The following is a 23,186-nucleotide window of genomic DNA, read 5'->3' as shown; positions in this document are numbered from 1 at the left end:
CCACGAGGAAAGTCACAATGGCCTGCTATGGGTATTGAGATAGATCACATCGAGTTTAGCGACCAGGATTTCCTGGCGTTTCGCGCTTGCCTGGAAGATAACATCGAGGCGCTGGGCGAACTGTTGCAGCGTCCCGGCTTCGGCGAGGGCCCGGCGTCGCTGGGTGCGGAGCTGGAGATGTATATCGTCGATGGCGACGGCTACCCGCTCTATGCCAACCAGGAGATACTCGAGGCCGCCGCTGATCCCACGCTGACCCTCGAGTTGAATCGTTATAACCTGGAGTACAATCTCCCGCCCTTTGCCCTCAGCGATGACCCCTTCCGGTGCACCGAGAAGGCGATTATCGACAGCCTTGAGCGGCTGGCGCCGGTAGCCGCCGCGCACGGCGGTCGCATTGTGCCCATCGGCATACTGCCGACCCTGCGCGAGACGGATTTCGGCTCGCACTGCATTACCGACCGGCGCCGCTACCACGCGCTGGTGCGACAGTTGATCGAGCGTCGCGGCGACCGTTTCCAGATAGATATCAACGGCACTGAGCCGCTCAAGCTGGCCATGCAGGACATCACCCTGGAGGGTGCCAATACCTCTTTCCAGGTGCACTACCGGGTTACCCCCAGCGCCTTCGCCGATACCTTCAACGCTATTCAGTTGATGACGCCGCTGGCGGTTGCGCTGGCCGCCAATTCGCCGGGGCTGTTCGGTCACTCGCTCTGGCACGAGACCCGTATCCCGCTGTTCAAGCAGTCTATTGATACCCGCCACCTTGACCCTTACGGCTGGAACGAGCCGGCGCGGGTCAACTTCGGCCAGGGTTGGGCGCGGTGCGGCGCCGAGGAACTGTTCCGCGAGGTGGTGCGCATTTACCCGCCGTTGCTGCCGCTGCGTGACGGCAGCACCGCCGCAGAGGATATGGCCGCGGGCAGGGTGCCGTCACTGGCCGAGCTGCGCCTGCACCAGAGCACGGTGTGGCTTTGGAACCGGCCCATTTACGATGACGCGGACGGCGGACACCTGCGTATTGAAATGCGCGCCCTGCCGGCAGGACCCACGGCGGTAGACATGGTCGCCAATGCCGCTTTCCTGATCGGCGCCGCCGAGGGAATTCGTTCCCAGCTGGCGCACCTGCTGCCGGCTATTCCGTTTCGCAATGCCGAGTACAATTTCTATCGGGCGGCACAGCACGGTCTCGATGCGCGACTGGTATGGCCGGAACTGGACCAGTCCGGTTACCGGGAACAGCCGATTACCGAGGTGATTGCACGCATGTTGCCGGTGGCCCGCGTTGGCCTGGGTACAATAGGAATCAGCGCAGCGGAGATAGATCGTTACCTCGGCGTTATCGAAGAACGCCTGCAGAACAGGCAGACGGGGGCCGTTTGGCAGCAGCGCAAGTTGCAGAAATTGAAACAGCAGATGCCCGCAGACAGGGCTATGCACGAACTACTGGAGAACTTTATCGGCCTCAGTGCGCAGAACCTGCCTGTGGCCCGGTGGCCTGTATGAGACGATTCAAGTTTGTACGCGATCCCGACCCCAAAGACCTCGGCTACAACATCGAGGAATTTCTGCACTGGATGGATGGGCCCACCTGCTTCCTGCTCACCGGTGATGACCCGTCCCGAACACGCGCCCTGGTGACCCTGCTACATGGCAATGAACCCTCGGGCACGATTGCACTTTACCGCTGGCTGAAAAGCGGCCGCCGGCCGGCGATCAATATCGTCTGTATCGTGGCCTCGGTTGGCGCCGCGCTGGAACCCCCTGTTTTCAGCCACCGCATGCTGCCGCGGGCGCGGGACCTGAATCGCTGTTTCCGTCCGCCTTTCGACGATGCCCAGGGTATCCTGGCAGAGGAGATACTGGAAATTCTCAATCTGCACCGTCCCGAGGCGGTGGTCGATATGCATAATACCTCCGGCTCCGGGCCCGCCTTCGGAGTGTGCACGTATATGGATCGCCAGCACGATGCCCTGGTGTCACTGTTCACCCAGCGCCTGATTATCTCCAATCTCGGTCTCGGGGCACTCATGGAGCGCAGCGAGGCGGATTGCCCCACGGTGACAGTGGAGGTAGGTGGCCGCCTGGATGACGAAGCCCATGAACTGGCCTTCGAGGGTATGTGCCGGTATTTCCAGACCGAGGTGGTGCTCAGCCCGGGTGATACCGACTGGGGCCTGGAACTGTTGCGCGACCCGATTCGCCTGGAGCTCAATGACAATGTCACCCTGACCTACGCGGAAGAGCCCTGCGACAACTACGACATCACCCTCAAGCCCGACATTGAGCACCACAATTTCGGTGGCGTGAAGCCCGACACACTCCTGGGCTGGGCCCGCGCACCCGAGAAGCAGTTGTTCAGCGCCCTGGACGCCGGTGGACGCTGCGCGGTGACGCAACTGGTGCGCATCGAGAATGGCGAGATGTACCCGGCGCAGCCGCTGAAGCTGTTCATGATTACCAACAATGCCGCCATCGCACACTCCGATTGCCTGTTTTATGCCGTCTCTGACGATGGCTCCACCATCTGTGCATGATCGTGTGAGTGCTCGCCATTCCATTACCGAATGAGTGTGCTACATTGGCAGCGGACGTACGCTGAGATGACGCAATGCGCTGGGACGAAATTGACAAACAAACCTGTTCAGTAGCCCGGGCCCTGTCTGTCGTGGGCGAGCGCTGGACCATGCTGATCATCCGCGACGCCTTTCTCGGCACCCGCCGCTTCGACCAGTTCCAGGGCAATCTGGGCATTACCCGCCACCGTCTTTCCGAGCGCCTCGGCAAGCTGGTGGATGCCGGCGTCCTGGTCAAGGTGCCCTATAGCGACCGTCCCCTGCGTCACGAATACAGGCTCACCCGCAAGGGCCTGGGTCTGTACCCGGTATTGCTGACTTTGGCGCGCTGGGGTGACGAATGGATGGATGGGGGTGAAGGCGCACCGCTGGAGTATGTGCATCGTACCTGCGGCCACAAAACCCACGCCGTGCTCACCTGCAGCGAGTGCAACGAGCCACTGCGCCCGGAAGAGGTCACCCCGCAACTGGGTCCTGCACTGTTGCCGCTGGCAGAAGCATTGCGACGCGACGGTGAGTCCATCGACGAGATCCCTCCATTGCTCAAACGCTCCGTGTAAGGGGCCGTTCGCGGCTGTGGCCGCTCCTACAGTTTATCTGTCGCGTCTGCCCAGCGATTCTCCGTGCAATCAGCGTTGCTGTGGCGCTTCGAAACCGCATTCTACCCCGTAGGAGCGGCTACAGCCGCGAGGAGACAGCACCACAATGCGCGAGGCTGCTGCCGACATACCCATCCCGCCTGCGCTTTTTATATGAAATAGTTACTACGCGCGAAACTTTCAGTTTGGCCGCAGGGGTATAAACTGTTGCGACAACAATAATAAACAAGAAAAAACAGCTATCTCCGCAAAATATAGGGAACACCGCAATGTTTAAGTTCAAGAAAACCATACTGGCTGCGGCCATGATTTCCATCGTGCCCGCCGCGCAAGCTCAACTCGAAGAGGTACTGGTTACCGCGACCAAACGCACCGCCTCGGTGCAGGATCTGCCGTTCTCGGTGAACGCGCAGACGGAAGCGGATATCCAGCGCTCAAACGCCACCACCCTCGAGGAACTCTCCCGCAACGTTGCCGGGCTGTCGATCCAGAACCTCGGCCCGGGCCAGAGCCAGGTGGCCATCCGCGGCGTCTCGGCGGGCCAGATCGTTCGCGACCAACCCGGCGTCAAGGAACAGGTGGGTGTATACCTGGATGAAACCGTTATCTCGCTGTCCTTGTTTACCCCCGATCTTGACTTGTTTGACCTCGACCGCGTAGAGACCCTGCGTGGCCCGCAGGGCACGCTGTTCGGTTCCGGATCAATTGGCGGTACCGTGCGGTTCATCACCAAGCAACCGGTGCTGGAAGAAATGGAGGGCCAGATTGAGGCCAACGTCAATACGGTTGATGACGGCAGCGAGGGCGGCCACCTGAAGGGTGCCATCAATATTCCCATGGGAGAAACCCTGGCGCTGCGCCTGGTGGGTTACGGCACCCAGTATCCGGGTTACATCGATGCACTGGGCGAAGGCGGCAGGGTCGATGAGGATGTCAATGACGGCTCCCGCAACGGCCTGCGTGCGGCGCTGCTGTGGCAGCCCACGGACAACTTCTCGATCACACCGCGAATCGTGTACCAGGAACTGGAGACCGACGGTTACAACCGTCAGGAAACCTACAACATGTTCGCCAACCCGTTCACCACCACACGACCGGCGATTCAACTGGATGATCTTGAGCAGTACCTCCTGCTCGACGAGGCCTTCGACGATGAAACCACGATTGCTGACGTCGTCGCGACCTGGAGCCTCAATGCGGTCGATTTGACCTATGTGGGCAGTTACACCGATCGCGATATCGTCGTCAGCCGCGATGCCAGCGCGCTGACCGGCAGTATTACTATCGATTTCGGCTTCGGTGAAGACGCCGCACAGTTGCCATCCAACCTCCGGGATACCACCGAGCTGGAACAGATGACGCATGAATTCCGCGTCAGTTCCAACGGCGACTCCGCGCTGCAATGGGTAGCAGGCGTATTCTATTCTGATACGCAGCGTGACTATGGCCAGTTCCTGCCAACAGCGGGTTACGATGACGCCATCGATGCCGTCAATGGCCCAGGCTCGGCAGATGATACCTACGTGAACGGGTTCGGACCGAACTCTCCATTCAATTCCGAGTTGAGTTACGACATCGAGCAGACAGCCGTATTTGGTGAAGCCACTTATAGCTTCACCGATCGCCTGGATGTCACGCTCGGTGGTCGCTGGTACGACTTCGAGGAAACCCGGGATATTATCCAGGACGGTATTTTCTCCTCCTACGCAGACCAGACCGATGAAACCAGCTCGGATGGTTTCACGCCGCGCATCCTCGCTGCCTACGATGTGACTGATGCGGTCACCGTCAACGCCCAGGCGTCACAGGGCTTCCGCCTCGGTGGCGTGAATGACCCCCTGAATACGCCGTTGTGTTCCGACAGCGACCGGCGCATTTTTGGTGGTTTCCAGGACTACGACGACGAGACGCTGTGGAACTACGAGATCGGCGTCAAGAGCATGTGGGATAACATCCGCCTGAACGCCGCGGTGTTCTACACGGATATTGAAGACCTGCAGGTAACACTGGATGCTGGCACTTGCTCCTCGCGCGTATCTTTCAACGTCGAGGAAGCACACACCATGGGTGCAGAGCTGGAACTGACGGCTTATGTGACCGATGCCTTTGTGGTGACCTTCGCCGGTAGTGTGCTGGAGGCGGAGTTTGACTCCACCGTCCGCGACGGCGACGGCAATGTCGTCGGTGGTGTAGAGGACGGCAACCGCCTGGCCTCCGTGCCTGAATGGCAGTTCTCCGTTTCAGGCACCTACAACTTCGGCAGTATCCTCGGTTCAGAAGATTCCTACGTTTCGCTCTGGTGGCAGGCGGTCGGTGATCGTATCACCCAGCCGTCCGACCAGTTGCCGGGTGCCGGTACTTTCCAGGCGGGCAGGCCGTTTGCGGGCATGACCGGTGACGAGGTCTACACCGTGGAGACCGAGCTCGACTCCTATGACCTGGTCAACCTGAGTGCCGGACTGAACTATGCATCCTGGGACCTGGTGGTGTACGTGAATAACCTGACTGATGAGCTGGCCCTGCTGTCGCTCGACCGGGAGCGTGGCGGTACTGCCCGCGCCGGACACCGGGTGAACCAGCCACGTACCTACGGCCTCACTGCGCGATATAATTTCTGATCGCACAGCAACCCCAAAAAAACCGGCTCTGTAAAGAGCCGGTTTTTTTATGCCCGCTTACCTGACACCCCCTGTAGGAGCGGCCACAGCCGCGATTTTTTTGCTTCCTGACGATCGCGGCTGTGGCCGCTCCTACGGGGCGCGCTTCACACGCTTTACTTCGCCGCTTCCAGCGCCTGCTCGATATCGGCGATGATGTCGTCCACATGCTCGATGCCGATCGACAGACGCACCATGTCTTCGCTGACACCCGCTGAAGCGAGTTCCTCCGGGTTCAGCTGGCGGTGGGTGGTGCTGGCGGGGTGGCAGGCCAGGGACTTGGCGTCACCGATGTTGACCAGGCGCAGGATGAGTTGCAGCGCATCGATGAACCGGGTGCCCGCTTCTATGCCACCGTCGATGCCGAAGCTGAGAATGCCCGCGGCATCACCGCCACAGATTTTCTTGCAGGTCTTGCGATAGGGGCTGTCTTTGAGGCCGGCGTAGTTGACCCACTTTACCTGCGGATGCTTCTGCAGGTACTTGGCTACCTTTTTCGCATTCTTGCAGTGCTGTTTCATGCGCAGGGACAGCGTCTCCAGCCCCTGCATGATCAGGAAGGCATTGTGCGGCGACAGGGCGGCCCCGGTATTGCGCAGCGGCACCACCCGGCAGCGGCCGATGAACGCCGCTTCCCCCAGCGCCTCGGTATACACCACGCCATGATAGGAGGGGTCCGGGGTGGTCATCACCGGGAAGCGGCCGCTGCCGGCCCAGTCGAATTTGCCGGAATCGACAATGGCGCCACCAATGGAGGTGCCGTGGCCGCCGATGTACTTGGTCAGGGAGTGCACCACGATGTCGGCGCCGTGGTCGAAGGCGCGGCACAGCAGCGGTGTGGCCACCGTGTTGTCAACGATCAGCGGTACCCCGGCGGCATGGGCGATATCCGCCCACTTCTCGATGTCCACGACATTGCCCGCCGGGTTGCCGATGGATTCGCAGAACAGGGCCGTGGTGTTCTCGTCGATCAGCGAGGCGACCTTGTCGTAGTCGTCGGCATCGGCAAAGCGCACCTCGATGCCCTGGCGCGGGAAAGTGTGCGCAAACAGGTTGTAGGTGCCGCCGTAGAGCTGTGAAGTGCTGACGATATTGGACCCTACCTCGGAGATGGCCTCGATGGCGTAGCGGATCGCGGCCATGCCCGAGGCCACCGCCAGCGCGCCCACGCCGCCTTCCAGTTCAGCCAGGCGCGCCTCGAGCACGGCGTTGGTCGGGTTCATGATACGGCTGTAGATATTGCCCGGCACTGCCAGGTTGAACAGGTCGGCGCCGTGCTGGGTGTTGTCGAAGGTAAACGAGGTGGTCTGGTAGATCGGGGTGGTGGCGGCGTTGGTGGTCGGGTCGCCGTCGTAGCCGGCATGCAGGGCGATGGTTTCAGGTTTCATAGTGTTGCCTTATTGGTTAGGAGTCGTGTTGCGGGTTGATCGGGGTCAGGGGAGCTTAGCAAAAGCTGGACCCGGCGCAAGCGCCGCCGTCTCAGCGCCCCTGCTCACGCTGGCGTACACGGTCCAGTTTTGCGCACAGGTGTGTGGCGCCCTGGGCAATACGCACCGTGGGTCGCTGGATCAGGTCCGGGTGCACGTGTAGCAGGGCGTCACCCTTTACCGCTCGCAGGCTGGGATACTGGAGCCAGTCATCCAGCCACTCGGGCCTGGATTGGCCCATGCCGCTGGCGATGATGGCGTCCGGGTCAGCAGCCAGCACGGACTCAAGGGCGACGCGCGGTGCAATCTGCGGGGTGTCAGCAAAAATGTTACGGCCTCCGCAAAGCTCGATAACACGACTTATCAGGTGCTCGCCGTTAACCGTTTGCAACGGGGAATTCCAGATCTGGTAAAACACGCTGAGCTGCGGACCTGTCGCCGCCTGACGCCGCAAGGCGGCGATGGATGATTCAAATGCCAGGGCTTCGCGTTGCGCGGTGGCGCTGGTCCCGGCCAGCTCGCCAAAATCCCTGATGCTGTCGCCGATGTCGGCTAGCGAGCGCGGCTCACTCACGTACACCACCAGCCCCAGGCGCTCGAGCTGCGCCAGCGCCGACATGCCGTTCCCCGAACCCCACAGCACCACCAGGTCCGGCGCCAGCGCCACCACGGATTCCAGGCTCCAGCTGAAGGCGCTGCCCACCTGCGGCAGTGACCGTGCGGCGGCGGGATAATCGCTGTGGCTGACCACGGCCACCACCCTGTCGCCGGCCCCCGCGCTGTAGAGGTTTTCCACGATATGCGGCGCCAGCGCGACAATCCGTGTGGCCGGCTGCGGCAGCGTGACCGTGCGCCCCAGGGCATCCGTGACCGACGGTCCCGCCAGCGCCCACGCCGGCAACACACTGAACAGCAGGAGCAGGGCGCGCAGCATTACTGGATCACCAGTGGTGAGCCGTTGCCGGGGTGGGGGTGCACCATTACCTGCACGTCGAAGACCTCGGCGAACATGGCTTCGTTGAGCACGGTCGCGGCCGTGCCGTGACTGTGCTGGCGCCCTTCCTGTAACACCAGCAGGGTGTCGGCGTGGGATGCCAGCAGGTTGAAATCGTGGGTCGCCAGTACGATGGCACAGCCACTGGCTGCCAGCGCGGCCACCTGCGCCATCACCATGCGCTGGTGGGCCAGGTCGAGTGCAGAATTGGGCTCGTCCAGCAGCAGCAGGCGGCAGGGGCTGTCTTCACTGCGCCAGACCTGGGCCACGGCGCGCGCCAGTTGTACCCGTTGTTTTTCGCCGCCCGAGAGTTGCGTGTAGGGGCGCCGGCGCAGGGCGGCGGTGTCCGTTGCCGCCAGTACCTCGTCGACGATGGCGAGGTCTACCTCCCGGCCCGAGGCGTGGGGCATGCGCCCGAGCAGGATCACCTCTTCCACGGTGAAGGGGAAGTTGAGGGTGCCATGTTGCGACTGCATGGCCAGTGCGCGGGCGCGCTCCAGCGGACTCCAGTCGGCCAGCTTGCGGCCATTGAGCAGGACCTGCCCGGAGTCTGCGGCAATGCCGCCGGCGAGCGCGTGCAGCAGGGTGCTCTTGCCGGCGCCGTTGGGACCGATCAAGCCCAGTATCTCCCCGGGGCGCAGGGTGAAATGGATATCGCGCAGCAGGCTGGGCCCGTAGGGCGCTGCGTTGACCGCGGTAACCGTCAGCACGTCCATTACTGCATGCCGTAATCCCTGCGCCGATGCAGCAGGGAAATAAAGAACGGCACGCCGATACAGGCGGTGACGATGCCCACCGGCAACTCCGCGGGTGCGACCAGGGTGCGTGCCAGGATGTCGGCAAACACCAGCAGGATGGCGCCTGCCAGGGCGGCCGCGGGCAGCAGGTAGCGATGATCAGGGCCGATCAGCAGGCGCACGATATGCGGTATCACCAGCCCGACGAAGGCGATGGTGCCGGCCAGTGCCACGCCGGCGCCCACGGCAACCGCCACGGTGACCACAATCCAGGTCTTGGTGCGCTCCACGTCAATGCCCAGGTAACGCGCCTCGGATTCGCCCAGCAGCAGGGCGTTGAGTGCCTGGGCATGGCGCGGCAGTATCCACAGCACCACGGCGGTGACCACCATGGCGGTGACGACCCGCGGGTAGTCGGCACCGTCCAGCCCGCCCATGCGCCACAGGCTGATGCGGCGCAGCACTTCGTTGGACGAGGACAGCTCCAGCACGTTGCCCAGCGCCCCCGCCAGTGCCGTGATAGCGATGCCCGCCAGCAACATGGTGGCCACCGAGGTGCCGGTGTCGGAGCTGGCCAGTCGATAGACCACCACCACCGCGAGCATGCCGCCGGCGAAGGCGCCGAGAGAGACCAGGGTCAGGCCGCTGATGCCGACTATCCAGCTGCCGGCCCCGGCGATGACCAGGCTGGCACCCAGTGACGCGCCGGCGGTGACGCCGATCAATGACGGGTCCGCCAGCGGGTTGCGAAAGATACCCTGCATGGCGGCGCCGCTGGTGGCCAGCAGGGCGCCCACCAGTGCCGCGAGCAGAGCTCGCGGCAGCCGGATCTGGCCGATGATAATCGCCGCGTGATCCGGGTACTGCGCACTGAATACATGCCCCAGCGCCTGTAGCAATTGGCCCGCGCCCAGGCTGACGCTGCCCAGGGCGAGTGCGGCCAGCAGGGCCAGCGGCAGCAGGACCAGCAATAATATGATCAGGCGTCGGGCGCTGTGTGCACGTGACAGCGTCATGCGGCCTCGAAGCAGGCCGGGAACAGGCCCGGCAGGTCCAGGTGCTGTTCGATGCAGTCCGCCAGCCGCTCCAGTTCCTGCTCGCGAATGCTGTCGCGGTCTACTGCGCGGGCCGTTTCCAGCCCCGCCCAGCGCAGCAGCGCTGCGCAGGCTACGGGCGTGTCCAGCAACCCGTGCAGGTAGGTGCCGGCGATCTGCCCATCGGCGGAGACGGCGCCATCTTCCCGGCCGTCATCCAGCAACGCAAAGTGCGGCACGGCCTGGCCGCGGGTGGTCTGCCCGCAGTGAATCTCGTAGCCGGCGAGGCGGGTGCGCAGCAGCTCGCTGTAGCCGCCGGCCTGGCGCAGGATCTTGCCGGCCTGCAGGGTGCTGCTGACATCGAGCAGTTGCAGGCCGCGGCTGCTGCCGGCTTGCCCCTCGATACCTTGCGGGTCGTGGATGGCGTCGCCCAGCATCTGCAGTCCGCCGCAGATGCCCAGCAGCTTGCCGCCGTAGCGCAGGTGGCGCTGCAAATATTGCTCCCAGCCGTTGTCGCGCAGCCAGTCGAGATCGGCGCGCACGTTTTTACTGCCGGGCAGGATGACCAGGTCGCCGGGGGGCGGCGCCTGCCCCTGGGCAACGTAAACGACCTCCGCCTGCGGGTGCAGGCGCAGGGCATCGAAATCGGTGTGGTTGGAAATTCGTGGCAGGGCCGGCACCACTACCCGGATGCGCGCCGCGTCCTTGTCACCCTGGCTGACATCGATGGCGTCCTCCGCGTCCAGCCGCAGGTTGTGCAGGTAGGGCAGCACGCCAAGCACCGGCTTGCCAGTGCGTTGTTCCAGCCAATCGAGACCCGGTTCCAGCAAGGCGATGTCGCCGCGGAAGCGGTTAATCACAAAGCCACATACGCGTTTCCGCTCGCTGGCCGAGAGCAGCTCCAGCGTGCCCACCAGTTGCGCGAACACGCCACCGCGATCAATGTCGGCGACGATGATCACCGGCACATCGGCGCGCTCGGCGAAGCCCATGTTGGCAATATCGCGATCGCGCAGGTTGACCTCTGCCGGGCTGCCGGCGCCTTCCACCAGCAGATACTCGTGGCGTTGCTGCAGTCGCCGCCAGGCGGCCATTACCGTGTCCATCGCCAGTGTCTTGTACTGGTGATAGTCCATGGCATCCATGTGCTGCAGCGGCTGCCCGGCCAGCACCACCTGCGCGCGCTGGTCCGAGGTGGGTTTCAGCAGGACGGGATTCATGTCTGTATGCGCCGGGATGCCGGCAGCCTGGGCCTGCAGTGCCTGGGCGCGGCCGATTTCGCCGCCCTCGGGTGTCACTGCGCTGTTCAGGGACATGTTCTGCGGCTTGAAGGGCGCCACCGATAGCCCGCGGCGAGCCAGCACGCGGCACAGGCCCGCCACCAGCACGCTCTTACCGGCGTCCGAGGTGGTTCCCTGCACCATCAGCGCGCCGGGCACGGTCAGTAATCCACGCCCTTACGCGCTTTGATGCCGGCGGTGAAAGCATGTTTGATCTCCTTGACCTCGGAGACCGTGTCCATAATCTCCTGCAGTGCGGAGCCGCCACCGCGCCCGGTGACCACCACGCTCTGTTCACGCGGACGGTCCCGCAGCGCCGCAATCACTTCATCTTCGGGCAGGTAGTTGTATGCCAGCATATAGGTGAGTTCGTCCAGGACCACCAGGTCGTAGGACGGGTCGCCCAGCATGGGCAGGGCCACTGCCCAGGTATCTTTTGCAGCTTTGATGTCGGCTTCGCGATCCTGGGTGTCCCAGGTGAAGCCGGTGCCCATCTGGTAGAAACTGACCTGCGGGCAGTGTTCCTTGAGGTAGATTTCCTCGCCGGACAGTTGCTGCCCCTTGATGAACTGCACCACGCCCACCTTGTGGCCGTAGCCGAGGGCGCGCATGACCATACCGAAGGCGGAGCTGGATTTGCCCTTGCCGTTGCCGGTGAGCAGGATGGCGACGCCGCGCTCTTGATCGGCAGCCTCGATATTGGCATCGACCTTTGTCTTCTGCTTCTCCATCGCCGCCTTGTGCTTGGCGTTCTTGCGTTCGTCACTCATGCCGCATTCTCCTAGAAGCTGTAGCGCACACCGGCATAGGCCGCGGCGCCGCTGGTGTTGAAGCCGCGCACTTCCTGGTAGTCCTCGTCCAGCAGGTTCTCCACGCGCCCGAAGAGCTCGAGGCTCTGGAACAGGGTGAAGCTGGCATTGAAGTTGATCACCTCGTAGTCGTCCAGCGGCTCTCCATCGGTTTCGTTGGCGTCGCGCGCCAGTCTGGCGTGAACGCCGAGCTTCAGGCGATCTTCCAGACCCTGCCAAGTCAGGCCCAGGTTGGCGAGGTGCTCAGGCCGGCGCGCGGCGACATCGCCATCGCTGGTTTCTGCGTCGTTGTAGGTGTAATTGCCTGTCAGCGCCAGGCCTGGCAACAGCGGCCACTCGGCGATCAGCTCGACACCCGATGATTCGGCTTCGCCACCGCCCTGCAGGTAGCCACTGAAATTGACCAGGTCAAAGAAGATGGGCTTGTCCAGGGTCTGTTCGAAGTACACCGCTTCCAGGTAGAGGCCGTTGTTGCCGAACCAGGAAATCGCCAGGTCGTAGCCCTCACTTTCTTCTGCATCCAGGGTCACGCCATTGCCAAAGTCACCGGCATTGTAGCCGATCTCGTACAGGCTGGGCGCCCGGAAGCCGGTGCCGTAGGTGCCGCGCAGCTTGATCTCGCCACTGCTCGCCGGGATCAGGTAGGCACCGCTGACACGCCATGTGGTGTAGTCGCCAAAGTCTTCGTTGTCGTCGTAGCGGGCGCCGGCGGTGACGAAGAAGCGGTTGGACAGGTCGCCCTGGTATTCCAGGTAGTAACCGTCCTGGTCGCGCTGCTGGCGCCCGCCGCTGTCGTCCCGCGTATCGGTGCGCCAGTCGGCGCCGTAGACCAGGCGCGTGGCGTCACTGGCCGCAAAGCTGCCCAGGTAGCTCCATTTTTCCAGCTTGCCCTCGCCGCCGAAAGCGAAGCCGCCGTCGCTGTAGTCGCGGTTCTCGGTGTCGCTCTCACTGTAGGCCAGTTCATTGGCAAAGCGCTCACCCTGGTGGCGTATGCCGCCGCGCCAGGCCTGTTGCTGGTATTCGCTGGTACAGTTGTTGGTGGGCAGGAAGCTGCTGTTGAAGCAGTTGTCGTATTCGCTTTCACCGTCCACGTCGCGGCCGACCAGTTCCAGGCGCAGGCTGTCGGTAGCGTTCCAGCCCAGGCGCCCGTGCACGGTGGTATTGCCGTAGCCGTCGTCGTCACGGAGGCTGGTGTCGTCGGTGCGGGCGTTGAAGCCATCGGTGTCGTAATCGGTCAGTGACAGGTTGCCGTCGATGCTGTCGCCACCATAGCCGACGCTGGCCGCATATTGCCGGGTGCCATAGCGGCCGCCCTCGGCGCTGATGTCTCCGCCGAAGCCATCACCGGCCTGGGTGGTGGTCATGCTGACCACGCCGCCGGAGTCGGCGCCGTACATCAGGCCCTGCGGTCCGCGCAGTACCTCCACGCGGCCGATACCACTGCTGAGCACCTGCTCCATGCGCGGCAGGAACTGCGGGCTGGAGGTGTCGCTGACATCAATGCCGTCAATGAGCAGCAGCGTGCGGTAGCCGTCGGCACCGCGAATGCGCAGCGTCGACACCTTGCCAGCGCCGCCGGTATTGCTGACGCCCACGGCGGGCATGGTACGCAATACGTCTAGCATGGAGTTGAAGCCCAGGGCGCGAATGTCCTCACCGTTGAGCACCGATACGGAAGTGCCCACCTGTCGCAGTGGCATCTCCACCCGCGAGGAGGTCACGATGATCTCTTCCAACTTGTCGTTGGCCAGGGTAGGTAGGGTCACCAGTGCGCCGAGCGCGGCGGCTGGCAGTATGTTTTTGTAGTACATGTCGATCCTCAATGCCGAAATAATGTAGGCGATTGAGGGAGGGGATCAGGGAACGCGATGGGGGCATCGTGCAACCTTTAATGAAGCCCTCCGCTCCATCGGTGCAAAATGTCCAGGCAGGTTTCGGGCTCACAGTCTTGCAACTGCATACCGTTGCGGGGGCAGCGGTGGCGTTTCACCACACTTCCCATTTAACCTACCCAGCAGCGTTCACTGCGGCAGGCACCTGGTACGGGCGGGGATTGTGGGGGCGCCCCGGTGTTTTGTCAATCAGGGACCGTGGTGGCGGTGCAAGCGATGCACCTTTTTGTCACCCACCGCGCTGGCGATCTGCCGGCGCCCGGAAACACCGCGCTTCGTCACCCCCGCGCAGGCGGGGGTCCAGTAAGTAATTCATATATGGATTCCGCGAAGGCGAATCACCGGCTGAGCGGGAATCACGGTTTGTTAGAAATGCCTGCGTTTCCCGACGCACACCCGCTAGCGAATAGCCACCCCGGTCAGGCGCATGATGCGTTTGATGAGGCCAGGGTAGGTATTCGGAAACCAGCGCGCCAGGCGGTCGTTCCAGATCCCGTTGCCGATGAAGATACGCCCCTTGCCCTTACTCACGCCTCGCAGAATCAGTTGCGCGGCGCGCTCGGGCTTGACCCCCTGTTGCAACTCCTCGTGAAAGCGCTGTGAATTCTCGCCCTGGTAATCCGCATTCCGGGTGATGTCGGTTGCCACGGCACCGGGATGCACACAGTGGATGGACATATGCTCCAGGCCGCGAACGGTGTGTTCCACCCGCAGGGCCTCGGTAAACCCGCGCACCGCGAACTTGGTCGTGCAGTAGGGCACCAGGTAGGGCAGGGCGAGAATACCCTGGGCGCTGGACAGGTTGACCAGCGCTGACTGCGGCCTTTCCAGCAGGTCGGGATAAAATAGCTGCGTCGTATGCACCACGCCCCAGTAGTTCACCCCGGTAATTTTCTCCAGGTCCTGTTGCGTGAGCTCGGGGAAGGTCCGGTCGCCCAGGGCGATCCCCGCGTTGTTGATCAGCACATCCACATGATCATATTGCGCCAGTACCTGCTCGCGAAACGCCGCCACGGCGGCGCGGTCACTGATATCGACCCGTGCCGAAAGATGCCGTCCCGGCAACGCCGCCATGAGTTTATCGGTCTGCCCCAGGTCTGCCACGTCGCAATAGGCGACATCGGCGCCCCGGCGCGCCAGTTCCAGCGCCAGGGCCTGCCCGATTCCTGAGGCGCCGCCGGTTACCACCGCTACTTTTTGCTTGAAGTCTCGCATCTGCTCAATCCATGGGTGCCTGGGGTCTTCTCAGCGCTCAGTGGCCTCAGCCGACGAATTTAGCCAGGGCTATACCAACGATATTGGCGATAGCATAGCCAAGCAGCCCGCAGAGAATACCCGGGGTGGTGAGGTGGTGCCAGCCCCGGGACACGGCCATGGCCGCCGCCGAGGGTGGGCCGAGGATGCAGGCATTGGAGGCGATCAGCACCTCGCTGCCGCTGAGGCGCATGAGTCTTCCAAACAGTGCCAGCAGGACAAAGTGGCTGGCCAGCAGCAGCGCGCAGAACAATACGACGTCGCGACCTTCTGGCCCAAAGGCCAGCGCAAAGTCGACCTGGGCACCCAGCACGGCGAAGAACAGGTAGATCATGACCTGGCCAAGCTCATAGTGTCCGTGCAGTTTCTGCGCCTGCCGCGGCAGTAGGCTGGCAAAGGCCACGCTGAGTACGGTAATCACCAGGTATTTGACGGCGCCCTGGCCGCTGAGCACGTACAGCCACTCGCCAAGCGCGACGATCATGGCGCTGAGGGCCAGCGCAGCGGCGAGGGAGAAAGCGCTTACCTGGCTTTCCGGCCTGCGCAGCGGAACGTTCGCGGATGCATCCCGCTGTTGCGGTGGATTGAGCAGACGCCACAGGGGACGAATGCCGGGTAACAGCAAAAGGAAGGCCAGGTAGCTCAAGCCGACGGTATAGGCGGCTGCGACCATCACGCCCATGAAGGGGTCGGAGGCCTTGCCCATTGCGGCGGCGACGGCGGCGGTATTGGCGCTGCCGCCGATAAACCCGGCAGTCATGATCCCCAGCCAGACGCCGCCGTCTTTGCCGGGTGTGACCACGCTCAGCGCAATCAGCGCGCCGATGACCGTGGCCAGCGCAGCGGCCATGAAGGCGATGAGCAGTCGCCCCGACTCCCGCCATATCTGCACCAGATCAGCACGAAACAGCAGCATGGGAATCGACAGGGGCAAGAGGTAGTGGCTTGCGAGCGTGTACAACTCGGACTGCCGCGGCAGCACCTGCAGTGCACCGAGCAGGGCGCTGAGCAAGATGATGCTGAGAATGCCGAACTGGGCCAGCCGGGGCCGCGTCTCCATCCATACACCCAGCGCGAGAATGCTCAGCAGTACGGCCAGCACCAGGGGATGGTTATCCGCGGCGATGAGGCTGCTCATGAGGCGGCAGGGATTGTTGCCGGGCAAACGCTGTCTGGCTCCCGCCAACTGTCACCGAGGGCGAGATGGGCAAAGCCTTCGACGGCTTGCGTGTAGTCCCGCATTGCCGGAGACAGTTCAGCCTGCACCAGCGAGCTGAGTCGCGCCAGGCGTAGCCCCTCGCCATCGTGTCGCTCAGCCAGCAGCGCCACCGGCGTCATGCTGACGACTCCCGGCAGGGTCATGCTGCGTCCTGCCACCTTTCCCTTGACCAGTTCCAGGCGGGCGACGGCGCTCAGCACCGATGCCGGGTGGTGAATCAGCGGCATAAGGTTGCCGAGGCTGTAGATGATGGGCACGTGGCGCGCCGGGTCGCGCCGGGTGCGGTAGTACTCGATGGGCTGCACCACGTGGGGGTGGTGGCAGACGATCAGATCGGCGCCGGCCTCGGCGAATTCTCGCGCCCACTGCAGTTGCTCGGGGTGTGGGTAGATCTCAAATTCCAGGCCCCAGTGCAGGCCGAGTATAACCACATCGCAATTCTGTTCCCGGCACCAGCGGATCTGGCGCGTAATCGCCGCGGTATCGGGGTTGCGTTCGAGGTGAAAGGGCACAAAATTGACCAGGTAGTCCTTGCCCTCCGGGAAGGGACGGAAGTTCACGCTGAAGGTGAAGGCCACCCAGCCGATGCGGATGCCGTTGACCTCGATGATTCTGCCCTGCGCCGCGTCGGATTCCTCGGGATTGATGCCGACCCAGTCGATGCCGTCGCGCTCCAGACGCTCGAGCGTGACATCGATGCCCGCCTGGCCGCAATCCAGAATATGGTTGTTGGCGAGCTGCAGCATCGAGTAGTGGCGTCCCTGGTGGCCGATGAAGGCCTCGTACTGCTCGGGTGTCACGTTGATCTCGGGAGTCTCGCCCGGCTGGATTAACGTGTCTTTCGGGGCAGTGCGACTGAGCGTCGACTCAAAGTTGGCATAACGGATATCGGCGTCGAATACCAGGTCCGCGATATCGGTATACAGGCTGTCCCTGGAATGCTCCAGCCCTTTGGTTGCAATGAGGTCGCCGACCGCACTCATCGAGGCGCGATGCTCTGCTTCAAAACCGGCCGGGAACAGGTCGGGCGGCGCCTGGCGCGCGCTGGCGAAGTGCTGCTCCAGGCGCGAGTCGCGCATGGCCCGGGTAATGGGATTGCCGGTCTTGTGAATCCAGTAGGACCAGAAATAGGTGCTGTCCATCTCCAGTAACAGGTCCTGGGGATAGCGCCACAGGGGCGTATGCCGCGCCAGCCAGCCGAGCGTGTCGACGCAGAGCTGCTGGTGCCAGAGGAAACGCATCAGCGCCCTGGCATCCGCGGGTAGCGGGGCCGGGCGTAGCGCGCCGTAGTCGATGGCCGTCATCACAGTGCGTTACGTTTGAATTCACCGCCCTTGAGGATCACCGGCATACGCGCTGGATCCTGGAAAATGGTCAGGTCATCCAGGGGATTGCCATCCAGAACCACCAGGTCTGCCAGGGCATCCGGGGCCACGCAGCCCACCTCGCCGTCCAGTTGCGCGATCTCGGCATTGATGGATGTCGCCGAGCGCAGGATGTCGATGGGCTTGCTCACCTCACTGCGATACACGAACTCGTGGCTCTGCAGGTGGTGGTGATCGGTGCCGAAAATGTCGGTTCCCATGCCTAGTTTTACACCAGCCCTCTGGCAGTTCTCGATGCTTTCCAGCGCCCGGGCATAGATCGGCTTGACCTTTTCCAGACTCTCCGGGTGCATGCCGAGTGTGGGACCGTGGTCGAGGATCTCACGCACCACGGCCAGTGTGGGTACCACGTAGCTCGCTGGTGCCTCGGCGATCATGCGCGCAGTGTCATCGGTGATATCCATGCCGTGATCGATTGACCTCACACCGTTGCGCACGCTGCGCTGGGCACCGTCGTCTGAGAGGCAATGCACCACCACATACTTGCGCCGCGTTTCTGCTTCTTCAACAGCGGCGCGTATTTCAGCATCGGTGAATTGCGGCATCCAGATCGGGTCGGTGGGAGAGGTGACGCCGCCGGAAATAAATAGCTTGATATGGTGGGCGCCCTTGCGCAGTTCATCACGGCAGAGTTTGCGAACCTGGTCGGCACCATCCACTACCTGGCATATAACGCCTGAATACGCGCAGGCGCAGGGCTGCTCTTCATCGTGGCGCCGGAAATCGCCGTGGCCTCCAGTCTGCGACAGCGCCTTGCCGCCGTAGAGAAAGCGCGGTCCGTCGATCAGTCCCTGGTCGATGGCCAGAGAGAGCCCGACGTCGCCGCCGCCGGGGTCGCGCACCGTGGTGAAGCCACGCTGCAGGGCACCTTCCAGAATTCTCGTGGCATGGGCAACCAGCAGGGGCTTTGGCATACGGTCAAGCTGGTTTAGATTGAAACTTGCGGAGTAGGCGTGAAAATGCAGATCCAGAAGCCCCGGCATAAGAAAGCGACCGCCGAGATCCAACTCGGTGGCACCGCTCACCTTTGCGGTACCGGTGCACACTTCGCGAATTCGCTCGCCTTCGACAACCACGCTGCCACCCTGCAGCAGTTCCTCATTCGTGCCATCGAAGATGATCGCGTTCTTGAGTATGAAAACATTGGACATGAGACTGACTCCGGGTTTGATACCGTCAGGAAAGATACTGGAAACCGAGTATGTTCCAGTAATAGTACAACCAGGCCAGCCCCAGCAGGGCCAGACTGGCGATCGTGTAGCGCAGGCGTGCCCAGGACCCCATCAGCAATCGCTGCCGCCAAACGACAGCGTTCTGTTTGACCAGCCATAGCGTGCAGGCAGTGGCCAGGAGCGGCAGACAAAGCCACATTTTGAATAGCAGGGGTATCTTCTGTAGCAGTGAGCCGCCGACGATTGCCAGTGTTATACCTCCCAGGACAAAGGTCAGCATATGCAGTGCTGCGCTCCAGATCAGGACACGTTGCGCGCGGCGGGTACCGCCCGCGAGTGCGGCGTAGTGAGCGCGCTGGTAATAGCGTCGCAATAGCAGGTGCAGTGATGCCAACAGGCCTATAAGCAGAAATGCCAGGCTGAAGCCGGTAGTCGCATAGGCTGGCAGCCGGAATGTGGCCACATAGGGTTCGCCATCGACGGCGAAGCCGCTTGCTCGTCCGCTGGTATCGCGCAGGAAGGCCAGTCGGCGTCCCGATTCAGCAGCCTGGAACAGATCGTCGTCCACGGGGAGGTAAAGCGTGTCGTTAATGCTCAGGCCATGGTCTGTTGCGGTGACGCGCTGGCGTGAGAACAGTGCATTGACCTTGTCCAGACCGCTGAAGTTCGCGCGCCAGCTCTGGTACTCTCCGGCGAACTCCACAAGGTCGGTCTTGGCCAAACTGCGTGTCTCAGCGCGTTCCGCTGGATAGAAAGTCCCGTAGAACAGTTGCTTGAACTGCTTCATGGCCTGCCCATACCCGGGACCACTGAAGGAGGCGAAGACGACTGTATTGTCTTCGGGAAGTACCGCGAAGTGGGTGGCGAAGTAAAAGGTGCCACCGTCATGGCCGATGGCCGGCGTATTGGCGGGGTAATGCAGGAAACCCAGTCCGATACCCTTGATGCGGCGATCGTAAGTGAACTGCTGTGCCAGCAGGGCATCGACACTTTCCGGCTCGAGGATGCGTCGGCCACCCAGGGAGCCTCCATTGATAAGCGCCTGGCCGAAGCGCAGCATATCCGGTGCGGTAGCGGCCATGGAGCCTGCTGGTGCGAAGCTGGAGATCAGCTCATAGGGCTGGGCCTGGTAGCTGCCGTTGGAACGTTTATAAGCTACGGCCATGTGCGGCGACAGGGCATCCGGCAGCGGTTCTACAAAGGTAGAACTGGTCATACCGAGCACATCGAATATGTGCTCCTGGATATAGTCCTCGAAGCGCTGGCCACTGACATTGGCGACTATCAGGCCGGCGAGGGCAGTGGCATAGTTTGAATAGGCCGAGATTTCTCCCGGCGGGTTCACCCGCTGCGGCTGGTAGCGTTGCATGGCCTCCCTGAGCGGCTTGATCTGCTCCGGTTCCAGCGTGATCAGGTAGCCCAGGAAACCGTCTTCGAACCCTGCCGTGTGGGTCATGATGTGGCGCAGCGTGACCGGCTTACCCGGCCAGCTGTCTTCGATTTCCACCTGTTCAAGATAAGCGTTGACGTCGGTGTCGAGGTCCAGGCGGCCTTGCTCTACCTGTTGCATCACCGCCACCCAGGTGAACAGCTTGGACACGGAACCAATACGGAACAGCGTCTGTTGACCATCCACGGCAACGCTGTTGGCTACGTCCTGCATGCCGAAACCGCGTGTCATGACCGGCTGCCCGCCACGCGACAAGGCCAGAACCGCAGACGCTGTGTGCTGTTGCATGAGCAGGCTGTTCATCGCGCCGTCAGCAAACGCGGTAAGCGTGGCGGGCTGGTCCAGGTCCGCCGGCGCCAGTGCTGCCACTGCCTGGCACCACAGCCCCAGGCAGGTGAACAGCAGGTGACGCCAGTATTGGCGCTTAGAAGTCATAGGAGACGGTCAGGCCGACGGTTCGCGGCTGGCCTATCACCACGCGGGCGAGATCTGCCTCTGTGGAGAAAGGACTGCCGTAGACAGCAGAGTTCATCTCCGCTTCCTCGTCAGTGATGTTCCGCCCCCAGAGAGTGAACTGCACAGCGTTCACAACCAGTCCCGCACGCAGGTCCAGCAGCCCGTAAGACTCCAGTACATAGTTGTCACCGAAAGGAGTCAACGCGCTGTCGAAGCGTGTGTCACGGTCATCGACATAGCGATAATTGATCGTAGCGAAGCCTTCCATGCTGTCGCCCAGGCCGAAGCGATATTCGGCGAAGGCATTGGTGGCCCACTCAGGGGTCAGCGGGAGGGCGTCGCCATCGAGTCCGCCGATCACCAGGCTAGGTGTGTCTTCCGTCAGTTGGGCATCGGTATAAGTGGTGTTGAGCCCGAGTGTGAGTCCGGCGACGGGCAGCCACATAACCTCCAGTTCCAGGCCTTCCGAGGTGGCGCCACCGCCGTTGGCGCGAACACCGGCACCGCCGATAATCTGGGTAATCTGTATATCGTCCCAATCGATGTAGAAAAGGGTGGCATTGGTCTGCAGCGAATTCTCCAGCCAGGCGCCGCGATAGCCGATTTCGAAATTGGTGGTTTCGTCACTGTCGAAATTACCGAGGTCGCCAGTAGTAGCCAGCACCGGGTTAGGTCCTCCGGCACGATAGCCGGTGGCAACGCGCGCGTAGAACATCGCGTTATCCGTGGCGTCCCACTTGGCGCTTACCATCCAGGTTGTCACATCCTCGTCAGAGTCGCCGGGCGCAGCGATGGGTGTTGTCGGGTCGACGGGGTTGATGGCCAGGCCAAGGGCATCCTGCTTATAGTCCTGTTCGTTCTGAGACCACCTCAGACCTGCCGATAGTTCCAGCGCATCGGTCAGAGACCAGTAGAGTTCGCCAAATACCGCGTACTCTTCATACTCGAGATCGAGGTTGATGTCGGCCAGTACCGGTAGAAAGTCAACGGCCCCGCCCAGGTCATCGGACCAAAAGTCCAACTGCTGAATGGTGTCAGATTCCTGCTTGGTGTAATAGAAACCACCCAGCCAGTTGAGGCGCCCATCGCCATTGCTCGCCAGGCGAATTTCCTGGTCGAACTTTTCGGTAGCGATATCTACGCGGAAACGAGCGGTGCCGTCATCCGGCAGCGGCAACACCGCAAGGGTCGGTGCGTATTGGGCGAACTCATCCGTGATACGCTCGGAGTCGAGGTCCTGGTAGCTGGTAGCCGAGAGCAGGCTGGCGAAACCCAGGTCCCACTCGATCACACCGGTGAGCAGTTGAAAGTCCTGTTCAAAAGGCTCCGCGGTCCGGGTGCTGGTGACATAGTCGCCATAAACGGGTTTGCCGCTGTTGGGGTTGAAGTCCACCTGGGTGCGGCCGTCCATGTCGATGGTCTGCTGTATGCCGGTGAGTGTGAGCCGCAGCGCATCGGTCGCGTCCCAGGCCAGTGCCAGGCGACCGCCGGATTGCTCACCCTCGTTGCTGTCGTCCTCGCCTGTACCGACATTATCCACCCAGCCCGGCAACTCCTTGATGTAGCCACTCGCGCGCAGTGCGACGCTGTCGCCGAGAGGCAGGTTGATCACGCCGTTCACGCCGTAGCCGTCGGAACCCTCGCTAACGTCCGAGTATTCTGCTTCAACCCGGCCTTCGATGCCGTCGGTGGTTGGCTTGCGGGTGACATACTTGAACAGACCGCCGAGCGCGCTGGCACCGTAAAGTGTGCCCTGCGGTCCGCGCAGTACTTCAACCCGGTCTAAGTCGATGGTGGCAAGGTCGGCCGCCAGGCCGCCGCCGCCTGAATAGGCGGAGTTGGAACTGAGCGCGGCTTCATCGAGGTACACGGCCACCGTGGGCGTGGGCTCGGACCCGGTGGCGATGCCGCGCATGGTGAGGGTGGACTGCCCGGGTGTACCCTGGTTGGCGTACTGCACACCTGGCAGGCTGGTGGCATAGTCCTGCAGGGAGAAGGCACCGATATCATCAAGGAATTCGCCGGTAAAGGCGCTGACGCTGTTGGGCACGTCGCTCAGTGCCTGTTCACGCTTGGAGGCGGTCACCACGACCTCTTCCAGCATGGGCGCGTCCGCGCCAGTCTGGGCGTGTGCCTGATTGTTGGCCAGAAGCACTGCGTGAGCCGCGAGCAGTCCACTTACCATCAGGCATTGAGCGGTGGGTTTGAACTTTCCAATGGTGCGTTGCATCGCGTTTTCTCC

General features: G+C 62.5%; 17 protein-coding genes and 1 riboswitch. Of the genes, 4 read left to right on the top strand and 13 right to left on the bottom strand.

Going from position 1 to position 23,186, the window contains the following annotated elements; genetic code table 11:
* Positions 1-27: 27 nt before the first annotated feature.
* From F0M18_RS01500 to F0M18_RS01485, 4 genes are all read left to right on the top strand, one after another.
* Entirely contained in the window at positions 28-1,509 is a 1,482-nt protein-coding gene (locus F0M18_RS01500; protein WP_149609611.1) for a glutamate-cysteine ligase family protein, read from the top strand.
* Positions 1,506-2,540 (top strand): M14 family metallopeptidase, encoded by a 1,035-nt coding sequence (locus F0M18_RS01495; protein WP_149609610.1) that lies wholly within the window; start codon positions 1,506-1,508, stop codon positions 2,538-2,540. The genes F0M18_RS01500 and F0M18_RS01495 overlap by 4 nt, the downstream gene beginning before the upstream one ends.
* Before the next feature lie 74 nt (positions 2,541-2,614).
* Positions 2,615-3,139, top strand: a complete 525-nt coding sequence (locus F0M18_RS01490) for a winged helix-turn-helix transcriptional regulator (protein ID WP_149609609.1) — start codon at positions 2,615-2,617, stop codon at positions 3,137-3,139.
* Positions 3,140-3,447: 308 nt separating this feature from the next.
* On the top strand, positions 3,448-5,796 hold the full coding sequence (locus F0M18_RS01485; protein WP_149609608.1) for a TonB-dependent receptor: 2,349 nt from the start codon (positions 3,448-3,450) through the stop codon (positions 5,794-5,796).
* Positions 5,797-5,951: 155 nt separating this feature from the next.
* On the opposite strand, the gene F0M18_RS01480 is transcribed toward F0M18_RS01485, so the two are convergent.
* From F0M18_RS01480 to F0M18_RS01420, 13 genes are all read right to left on the bottom strand, one after another.
* Positions 5,952-7,223, bottom strand: coding sequence for an O-acetylhomoserine aminocarboxypropyltransferase/cysteine synthase family protein (locus tag F0M18_RS01480; RefSeq protein ID WP_149609607.1), 1,272 nt, complete (start codon positions 7,221-7,223; stop codon positions 5,952-5,954).
* Positions 7,224-7,314: 91 nt separating this feature from the next.
* Positions 7,315-8,196, bottom strand: a complete 882-nt coding sequence (locus F0M18_RS01475; protein ID WP_149609606.1) for a cobalamin-binding protein — start codon at positions 8,194-8,196, stop codon at positions 7,315-7,317.
* The gene (locus F0M18_RS01470) at positions 8,196-8,972 is read right to left on the bottom strand and encodes a heme ABC transporter ATP-binding protein (protein ID WP_149609605.1); all 777 of its coding nucleotides are present in this window, start codon (positions 8,970-8,972) and stop codon (positions 8,196-8,198) included. The genes F0M18_RS01475 and F0M18_RS01470 overlap by 1 nt, the downstream gene beginning before the upstream one ends.
* Positions 8,972-10,009 carry a FecCD family ABC transporter permease gene (locus F0M18_RS01465; RefSeq protein ID WP_149609604.1) on the bottom strand — a complete coding sequence of 346 codons (1,038 nt, stop codon included), beginning with the start codon at positions 10,007-10,009 and terminating at the stop codon, positions 8,972-8,974. The genes F0M18_RS01470 and F0M18_RS01465 overlap by 1 nt, the downstream gene beginning before the upstream one ends.
* Positions 10,006-11,451, bottom strand: coding sequence for a cobyric acid synthase (locus F0M18_RS01460; protein ID WP_149610086.1), 1,446 nt, complete (start codon positions 11,449-11,451; stop codon positions 10,006-10,008). The genes F0M18_RS01465 and F0M18_RS01460 overlap by 4 nt, the downstream gene beginning before the upstream one ends.
* Positions 11,452-11,468: 17 nt before the next feature.
* On the bottom strand, positions 11,469-12,077 hold the full coding sequence (gene cobO / locus F0M18_RS01455; RefSeq protein ID WP_149609603.1) for a cob(I)yrinic acid a,c-diamide adenosyltransferase: 609 nt from the start codon (positions 12,075-12,077) through the stop codon (positions 11,469-11,471).
* 11 nt (positions 12,078-12,088) lie between these two features.
* Entirely contained in the window at positions 12,089-13,927 is a 1,839-nt protein-coding gene (locus tag F0M18_RS01450; protein WP_149609602.1) for a TonB-dependent receptor plug domain-containing protein, read from the bottom strand.
* A 98-nt stretch (positions 13,928-14,025) separates the two neighbouring features.
* A riboswitch (cobalamin riboswitch) is annotated at positions 14,026-14,172 on the bottom strand.
* Between the two features lie 235 nt (positions 14,173-14,407).
* On the bottom strand, positions 14,408-15,223 hold the full coding sequence (locus F0M18_RS01445) for an SDR family NAD(P)-dependent oxidoreductase (RefSeq protein ID WP_149609601.1): 816 nt from the start codon (positions 15,221-15,223) through the stop codon (positions 14,408-14,410).
* Between the two features lie 46 nt (positions 15,224-15,269).
* Positions 15,270-16,400, bottom strand: a complete 1,131-nt coding sequence (locus F0M18_RS01440) for a DUF819 family protein (RefSeq protein WP_149609600.1) — start codon at positions 16,398-16,400, stop codon at positions 15,270-15,272.
* On the bottom strand, positions 16,397-17,785 hold the full coding sequence (locus F0M18_RS01435; RefSeq protein ID WP_149609599.1) for a CapA family protein: 1,389 nt from the start codon (positions 17,783-17,785) through the stop codon (positions 16,397-16,399). Before F0M18_RS01435 ends, F0M18_RS01440 begins: the two co-directional genes overlap by 4 nt.
* The gene (locus F0M18_RS01430) at positions 17,785-19,017 is read right to left on the bottom strand and encodes a metal-dependent hydrolase family protein (protein ID WP_149609598.1); all 1,233 of its coding nucleotides are present in this window, start codon (positions 19,015-19,017) and stop codon (positions 17,785-17,787) included. The genes F0M18_RS01435 and F0M18_RS01430 overlap by 1 nt, the downstream gene beginning before the upstream one ends.
* 25 nt (positions 19,018-19,042) lie before the next feature.
* Positions 19,043-20,923, bottom strand: a complete 1,881-nt coding sequence (locus tag F0M18_RS01425; protein WP_149609597.1) for a serine hydrolase domain-containing protein — start codon at positions 20,921-20,923, stop codon at positions 19,043-19,045.
* Positions 20,913-23,174, bottom strand: coding sequence for a TonB-dependent receptor (locus F0M18_RS01420; RefSeq protein ID WP_188109546.1), 2,262 nt, complete (start codon positions 23,172-23,174; stop codon positions 20,913-20,915). The genes F0M18_RS01425 and F0M18_RS01420 overlap by 11 nt, the downstream gene beginning before the upstream one ends.
* Positions 23,175-23,186 lie beyond the last annotated feature (12 nt).

This window comes from Pseudohalioglobus sediminis, assembly GCF_008370495.1.
Lineage (GTDB): Bacteria > Pseudomonadota > Gammaproteobacteria > Pseudomonadales > Halieaceae > Halioglobus.
The sequence above is the reverse complement of the archived record's forward strand: the minus strand, read 5'-3'. Positions and strand labels throughout refer to the sequence as shown.